At 64.5% G+C, this 6,757-nt stretch carries 9 protein-coding genes; 1 reads left to right on the top strand and 8 read right to left on the bottom strand.

Going from position 1 to position 6,757, the window contains the following annotated elements; translation table 11 throughout:
- Positions 1-52: 52 nt before the first annotated feature.
- On the top strand, positions 53-181 hold the full coding sequence (locus FFS18_RS13020) for an entericidin A/B family lipoprotein (protein WP_120216564.1): 129 nt from the start codon (positions 53-55) through the stop codon (positions 179-181).
- A gap of 20 nt (positions 182-201) precedes the next feature.
- Here FFS18_RS13020 and tatC read toward each other — a convergent pair whose 3' ends face one another.
- The 8 genes from tatC to argS form a co-directional block, all read right to left on the bottom strand.
- The gene (gene tatC / locus FFS18_RS13015) at positions 202-1,011 is read right to left on the bottom strand and encodes a twin-arginine translocase subunit TatC (RefSeq protein ID WP_120216565.1); all 810 of its coding nucleotides are present in this window, start codon (positions 1,009-1,011) and stop codon (positions 202-204) included.
- Positions 1,008-1,409, bottom strand: coding sequence for a Sec-independent protein translocase protein TatB (tatB, locus tag FFS18_RS13010; RefSeq protein ID WP_120216566.1), 402 nt, complete (start codon positions 1,407-1,409; stop codon positions 1,008-1,010). The genes tatC and tatB overlap by 4 nt, the downstream gene beginning before the upstream one ends.
- A gap of 29 nt (positions 1,410-1,438) precedes the next feature.
- A complete protein-coding gene (locus FFS18_RS13005) occupies positions 1,439-1,672 on the bottom strand; it encodes a twin-arginine translocase TatA/TatE family subunit (RefSeq protein ID WP_120216567.1) in 234 nt (77 codons plus the stop codon).
- Positions 1,673-1,697: 25 nt separating this feature from the next.
- Complete coding sequence (scpB, locus tag FFS18_RS13000; RefSeq protein WP_137871145.1) at positions 1,698-2,291, bottom strand: SMC-Scp complex subunit ScpB; 594 nt, start codon at positions 2,289-2,291, stop codon at positions 1,698-1,700.
- The gene (locus tag FFS18_RS12995; RefSeq protein ID WP_137871153.1) at positions 2,288-3,076 is read right to left on the bottom strand and encodes a segregation and condensation protein A; all 789 of its coding nucleotides are present in this window, start codon (positions 3,074-3,076) and stop codon (positions 2,288-2,290) included. The genes scpB and FFS18_RS12995 overlap by 4 nt, the downstream gene beginning before the upstream one ends.
- Positions 3,077-3,083: 7 nt before the next feature.
- The gene (gene nagZ, locus FFS18_RS12990) at positions 3,084-4,091 is read right to left on the bottom strand and encodes a beta-N-acetylhexosaminidase (protein WP_137871144.1); all 1,008 of its coding nucleotides are present in this window, start codon (positions 4,089-4,091) and stop codon (positions 3,084-3,086) included.
- A gap of 108 nt (positions 4,092-4,199) precedes the next feature.
- Positions 4,200-4,988 carry an SPOR domain-containing protein gene (locus FFS18_RS12985; RefSeq protein ID WP_137871143.1) on the bottom strand — a complete coding sequence of 263 codons (789 nt, stop codon included), beginning with the start codon at positions 4,986-4,988 and terminating at the stop codon, positions 4,200-4,202.
- Positions 4,988-6,715, bottom strand: a complete 1,728-nt coding sequence (gene argS / locus FFS18_RS12980) for an arginine--tRNA ligase (protein ID WP_137871142.1) — start codon at positions 6,713-6,715, stop codon at positions 4,988-4,990. Before argS ends, FFS18_RS12985 begins: the two co-directional genes overlap by 1 nt.
- Positions 6,716-6,757: the final 42 nt, after the last annotated feature.

Genomic DNA, 6,757 nt, shown 5'->3' with positions numbered 1-6,757 from the left:
CCCTCGAAGCGCGCCGGGCCATTTTGCATCGAGTTCAGAGAGGTTGGATTCCATGACCAGTTTTCGAGCAATCATTCTCGCCATCGTGGCCAGCGTCGTCGTCACCGGTTGCAACACGGTGAAGGGTGCAGGCCGCGACATCGAATCTGTCGGTCAGGCTGGCAGCGACGCGATCAACTGATCGGGCGAGTAGAGCTTACCCTAAGCCTCTTCGAGAGGCTCGACAGGCGCCGCTTCGGCGCCTGTTTTGCGTCGGCGCTGGGTAAACCAGATGGCAAAGATCGACAGCTCGTAAAGCAGGATCAGCGGGACCGCGAGCAGGAACTGGCTGAGAATATCGGGCGGTGTCGCAACCGCCGCGATCGCGAAGGCTGCGACGATCATGTAGCGGCGCGCCGACACCAGCTGCGCGCGCGTGACGAGCCCCGATCGTTCGATCAGCATCAGGAAAATCGGCAGCAGGAAGGCGATACCAAACGCCATGATGAACTGCATGATGAAGCTCAGATAATTGGCGACCGACGGCAGCGCTTCCTGCTGGATACCGCCCATATCGCCCTGATAACCGAGCAGGAATTTCAACGCGACGGGAATGGTGACAAAATAGGCAAGGCACGCCCCCGCCGTGAACAGGACGGGCGTCGCCAGAATAAAGGGCAGCAGCGCCCGCTTTTCCTGACGATAGAGGCCCGGCGCGACGAATTTCCACAACTGGTTCGCGATCACCGGAAAGGCGATCATCATCGCCGCGAACAGTGCGACCTTGATCTGGACAAAGAACGCCTCGAACAACTGGGTGTAGATGATCTTGCCCTGCCCCGCGGCAACAAGCGGCTGGACGAGGATGCTGAAGATCGGCTCGGCAAAATAGAGGCAGACGCCAAAGGCGAGGCCAATGGCGACCAGTGATTTCAGAAGCCGCGAGCGCAATTCGATCAGATGGTCGAGCAGCGGCATCTTGCCGCCCGCGCCATCCTCTTCACTCGCAACGGAAACGGGTTCGGCGGTCATGGCAGCGGCCCATCACGCGGAGGCACGGCGTGCGTTTCGGGCGGTGTCGCAGCGGCCGCCTGATCGACATCGGCGTCACTCGGCGGTCCCGACGTGCCAGCCGGGGCGCTCGTGTCCGGTGCCGACGTTGGGGATCGCGCTGGAGCGTTTGCATCATCGATGCGCGGAAATTCGCGCATGATCGCGTCATTTTGCGCGCGCCACTGCTTCTCGAGCTCTTCAAGCTCAGCCTCGCGCATCATCGTGTCGAGTCCGGATCGAAAGTGGCGCGCCATCCCGCGCGCCTTGCCCATCCACTTGCCCACAAAGCGCATCGCCTTGGGCAAATCCTTGGGACCGATGACCACCAGCGCAACCACGATGACGAGCAGGAGCTCGGTAGGCGCGACGTCGAACATGACCTAATTTTCCCGCGCGCCGAAAAGGTTCAGAGCTTGTCGCGCTCGCCCGTCGGCGTGGAGACCGGGGCGCTGTCGGGCGCGCGCTGGCCTTCGATATGCTTCGGCGTGCCGGGCGCTTCCTCGTCGTCCGCCATGCCCTTTTTAAAGCTTTTGATACCCTTGGCGACATCGCCCATCATATCGGAAAACCGGCCCTTACCGAACAGCAGCAGCACGAGGATGCCGACGACCAGCCAATGCCAGATGCTGAAGCTACCCATATCAAATTCTCCTTGCGGCGCTCATCTAAGCTTCTTCGCCGTCTTTTACTAGGTCTAGCTCGCTCATCGCATCGTCAAAAGCGAGATCAACCGGGTCGAGCAAACCCGCCGCGCGCAGATCGTCGATGCCCGGCAGATCCTTGCGGCTGCTAAGTCCGAAATGCTGCAAAAATGCGTCGGTCGTCTTGTAGATGAGCGGCCGCCCCGGCACCTCGCGCCGCCCTGCGGGGGCAATCCATTCGGCCTCCATCAGCACATCCACCGTTCCTTTCGAGGTCTGGACGCCGCGGATGGCCTCGATCTCGGCGCGGCTGACCGGCTCGTGATAGGCGACGATCGCCAGCACTTCGGCGGCGGCGCGCGACAGCTTGCGCGGATCGTCGCGCTCGCGGCGGAGCAGATGCGCCAGATCGGCGGGGGTCTGAAAATGCCAATGACCGCCGCGTTCGACCAGTTCGATGCCGCTGCCCGCGTGGCGCGCGGCGATCGCCTCGATGATCGCTCGCACCTGCCCCGGCGTCATTTCATCGCCCAGCCGCGCGGCGAGCTGGCGCGGGTCGAGCGGCGCATCGCTCGCAAACAGCATCGCTTCGATGGCGCGTTCCAGATCGTCAATCATGCGGTAGCTTGTCCCGTCTGCGCGGCTTTCAGATAGAGTGGTTCGAACGCCCCGGCCTGTTTCAGGTCGACGCGCCCCTGCCGCGCCAGTTCCAGCGCTGCGACAAAACTCGATGCAATCGCCGAGCGGCGCAGCGGCCCATCATAGTCGGGCGGCAGGAAGTCGGCGAGTTCGGCCCAGTCGAGCTTGACCCCGATCATCCGTTGCAAATGGTGAAGCGCCGCATCGAGTGTCACCACCGGGCGCCGCGACACCATGTGGACGACGGGTTCGCTGCGCAGCTTGACCTGACCATAGGCGGCCAGCAGATCGTACAGGCTGGCGTCCCAGCGCCGTACCCGGACGTCGCGAAGTCCTTCGGGTTTGGTCCGCAGAAACACGTCGCGCCCAATGCGATCGCGCGCGAGCAGCCGCGCCGCCGCCTCGCGCATGGCTGCCAGCCGCTGCAGCCGCAGTTGCAGGCGCAGCGCAAGTTCGTCGGGCGACGGCTCCTCGAGCGGATCCTTGGGCAGCAGAAGCGCCGATTTGAGATAGGCGAGCCACGCTGCCATCACCAGATAATCGGCGGCGACCTCCAGCTTCAGCTCGCGCGCCTCGGCGATGAACGCCAGATATTGCTCGACGAGCGCGAGGATCGAAATCTGTTTGAGGTCAACCTTCTGACTCCGCGCAAGAGCAAGCAGCAGGTCGAGCGGCCCCTCCCAGCTTTCAAGCGTCAGTTGCAGGGCATCGTCGCGCTCGGGCGCCGCTGGCGCAATATCGAATTCGAGCGCCAGCTCGTCCATCGACCGCTCAGGCGACCGCGAGCAGCGCGTCGCGCTGATCGACCAGCGTGGCAAAGGCGCGGTCGTCGCCGGCTCCCGCGATACGGTCCATCGCGCCTTCCAGCCGCGCGCGCGCGACGGTGCTGATCGGGTCGAGCCGGTTGGCGATACCAATCATGTCGTCCATCTTGCCCCAGCAATTGAGCGCAATGTCGCACCCTGCGGCCACGGCATCGGCGGCGCGCGAGGGCACGTCGCCCGACAAGGCCTTCATATCCAGATCATCGGACATCAGCAGGCCGTGAAAACCGATACGCTGGCGGATCACGCTGTCGATGACGATCGGCGACAGCGTTGCGGGTCGATCCGGGTCCCAGGCGTCGAAAATAACATGGCACGTCATCGCCATCGCCGCGTCGCGGAGCGCCGCGAACGGCGCGAGATCGGTTTGCAGATCGCGGTCCGACGCAGTCACGACGGGCAGCGCCTCGTGCGTGTCGAGCAGCGCGCGTCCGTGGCCGGGAATATGTTTGACGACCCCGAGCACGCCGCCGTCCTGCAGTCCGCCAAGGATCGCGCGGCCGAGCGCGGCGACGCGCATCGGTTCGCTGCCCAGCGCGCGGTCGCCGATAATATCGCTGGCGCCCGGCTGACGCACGTCGAGTAGCGGCAGGCAATCGACGTTAATGCCGACCTCGGCCAGCATCGCGGCGAGCGCCATCGCATTCAACCGTGCCGCCTCGATCGCGCTCGCCGGGGCGCGATCATAGAGCGCGTCAAAGGTTGCGCCGCTTGGGAATAGCGGCCATTCGGGCGATTTCATCCGCGCGACGCGGCCGCCCTCTTGATCGATCAGGATCGGCACGTTGCTCCGCCCGTCAAGCGCGCGCAATTCGTCGGTCAACCGCCGCAGCTGCTCGCGATTTTCGATATTGCGTCCGAACAGGATATAGCCCGCGGGGTCGCTATCGCGAAAAAAGGCGCGCTCGTCGTCGGTGAGGGTCAGTCCCGACAGGCCGAAAATGGCGGGTATCATCGTATCTCAAACTCCCTTGGCCGCCGCCCCCTCACGCAGCCGCCACGCCATGCAACATGCCATAGCGGCGCGATTGTACCAACGGAGTCTGCGACCAGACGGGCCAAATCAGCGAACGACGACGCAATTTTCGCCTGCGACGCGCAATTTTCCGCACAAATTCGCGGCGTTAGCTGCCGTTCCGGCCGCAACCCGCAGGCGATAGACCGTACCATCGCCAACTTTGGCCGGTGACACCGATTTGTTGAGATCGGCCAGATAGGCAAAGCGCTTCGACAGGTTCGTCCATGCCTTCGCCGCGGCGGCATCGCTGCTGAACGCGCCGAGCTGGATCATCGCCGATCCCGCAGCGGCCGTCGGCGGCGCGGCTTTCGCTGTCGCGGCGGGAGCCTTGGCGGAGGCCGCAGCGACCTTCGGCTCGGACTTGACGGTCGTCGGCGCGGGCTTGGCTTTCGCCATCGCCGCCTTGTCCGCAGCAGCCTTGGCCGCCGCTGCCTTTGCCGCTTCGCGCTCCTGCGGCGTGACGGCGGGTTCTTCGGGCATCCGCGTCGGATCGACCTTGCCCGCGGGCTCAGCGCCTTCGCTGGCCGAGAAGCTCGCATCGCCCTCGCCTTCAAAGGTCTTCGCGCCATCGTTCTTCGGCGCGACCTTGTAATTGCCGTCCTGCGCCGCGATCAGTTCGCCTTTGCCGCGCGCGCCGCCATTCTGGACCCACCACAGGCCGCCGAGCACCGCGCCGATTAGCAGCAATCCGCCCAGCACCATCACCAGCAGGCGCGCGGGCGAAACTTCGCCATCTTCTTCAACCCCGTCGGCGGCTTCCAGCCACGGCAGCCGGTCTTCGCTTTCCAGCCCCAACCCCGCTTCGCCCTGCTCGGCGTTCTTGTCCTCGGCCATCAATTCATCTCCTCGAGCGCCTCTACCCCCATCAGGTGCAGCCCGTTTCGGATAACCTGCCCGATTCCATCGGCCAAATAAAGGCGCGTCGCCGTCAATTCGGGGTCATTTGCCAAAATGACACGGGCGTCGGGACGATCGTTACCAAGGTTCCACCAAGCGTGGAACGCCGCCGCAACGTCGCCGAGGTAGAAAGCGATCCGATGCGGCTCACGCGCCAATGCCGCCGCCTCGACGATACGCGGGAATTGCGCCAGCAGCTTGACGAGGCCGAGTTCATAGTCGTTCAGACGCGCCGCGTGCGGGGCAGCGGATGCCACCCCTGCCTCGGCGAGCTTGCGCTTGAGCGACGCGATGCGCGCATGGGCATATTGGACATAAAAGACCGGATTGTCGCGCGAGGCCTCGACCACCTTGGCGAAATCGAAATCCATCTGCGCGTCGGCTTTGCGCGTCAGCATGGTGAAGCGCACGGCGTCCTTGCCAACCTCATCGACAATGTCGGCGAGCGTGACGAAATTGCCCGCGCGCTTCGACATTTTGAATGGTTCGCCATTTTTGAGCAGGCGAACCATCTGGACCAGTTTGACGTCGAATTTCTTCTTGCCGTCGGTCAGCGCGGCGACCGCCGCCTTGATCCGCTTGACCGTGCCGGCATGGTCGGCGCCCCAGATGTCGATCAGCTCGTCGGCCTGCTCGGCTTTCTGGAAATGATAGGCAAGGTCGGCGCCGAAATAGGTCCAGCTGCCGTCCGATTTCTTGATCGGGCGGTCCTGATCGTCGCCGAATTGGGTCGAGCGAAACAGCGGCAGCTCGACCGGTTCCCAATCCTCTGGCGTTTCGCCCTTCGGCGCTTCGAGCACGCCGTCATAGACGAGGTCGTGATCGCGCAGCCATTTTTCGGCGTCGGCGGGCTTGCCCGCAGCCTGCAATTCGGCTTCGGACGAAAACAGGTCGTGGTGGATGCCCAACTTGGCGAGGTCGGCGCGGATCATGTCCATCATCGCGCTGACCGCCTCGGCGCGGAACAGGCCAAGCCAGCCGCTTTCGGGCGCCGCGACAAAACGGTCGCCATATTCGGTCGCCAGCTTACCCGCGACCGGGATCAGATAATCGCCGGGGTAGAGGCCTTCGGGGATCGCGCCAATATTCTCGCCGAGCGCCTCACGGTACCGCATATGCACCGACCGCGCGAGAACATCGACCTGCGCCCCCGCGTCATTGACATAATATTCGCGCACGACATCGTGCCCCGCAAATTCGAGCAGCGCCGCGAGCGCGTCGCCTACGACCGCGCCGCGGCAATGGCCGACGTGCATCGGGCCGGTCGGGTTCGCCGACACATATTCGACATTGACGCGCCGCCCCTGTCCCATCGCCGACCGGCCATAATCGGCCGCTTCGCTGTGGATCAGCGCCAGTTCGTCACGCCAGCTGCCATCGGCAAGGCGCAGATTGATGAACCCCGGACCAGCGACACTTGCCTCGGTCACATCGTCGAGCGCCGCGAGCTCGGCGACCAGCAGCTCGGCGAGCGCGCGCGGGTTCATGCCCGCGGGCTTGGCGAGCACCATCGCCGCGTTCGTGGCAACATCGCCGTGCGCCGGATCGCGCGGCGGCTCGACGCTGATCGCGGCGCGGTCGAGCCCGGCAGGCAAGGCGCCTTTGGCGGCGAGCGTATCGAGCGCGGCGCCGATATGGTCGGAAAAACGGCTGAACAGGGTCACGGGGTTTGGCCTATCTTCGATCGGAGAAAGTCTGGCGCGCCC

The organism is Sphingopyxis sp. 2PD, assembly GCF_005503695.1.
Classification (GTDB): domain Bacteria; phylum Pseudomonadota; class Alphaproteobacteria; order Sphingomonadales; family Sphingomonadaceae; genus Sphingopyxis.
This window is presented reverse-complemented; position numbering and strand designations above follow the sequence as displayed.

Excerpts from the sequence above, each read along its gene's own strand:
- tatB (WP_120216566.1), bottom strand. The coding sequence starts at position 1,409 with ATGTTCGACGTCGCGCCTACCGAGCTCCTGCTCGTCATCGTGGTTGCG.
- FFS18_RS12985 (WP_137871143.1), bottom strand. The coding sequence starts at position 4,988 with ATGGCCGAGGACAAGAACGCCGAGCAGGGCGAAGCGGGGTTGGGGCTG.
- tatC (WP_120216565.1), bottom strand. The coding sequence starts at position 1,011 with ATGACCGCCGAACCCGTTTCCGTTGCGAGTGAAGAGGATGGCGCGGGC.
- FFS18_RS13020 (WP_120216564.1), top strand. The coding sequence starts at position 53 with ATGACCAGTTTTCGAGCAATCATTCTCGCCATCGTGGCCAGCGTCGTC.
- FFS18_RS13005 (WP_120216567.1), bottom strand. The coding sequence starts at position 1,672 with ATGGGTAGCTTCAGCATCTGGCATTGGCTGGTCGTCGGCATCCTCGTG.
- nagZ (WP_137871144.1), bottom strand. The coding sequence starts at position 4,091 with ATGATACCCGCCATTTTCGGCCTGTCGGGACTGACCCTCACCGACGAC.
- FFS18_RS12995 (WP_137871153.1), bottom strand. The coding sequence starts at position 3,076 with ATGGACGAGCTGGCGCTCGAATTCGATATTGCGCCAGCGGCGCCCGAG.
- scpB (WP_137871145.1), bottom strand. The coding sequence starts at position 2,291 with ATGATTGACGATCTGGAACGCGCCATCGAAGCGATGCTGTTTGCGAGC.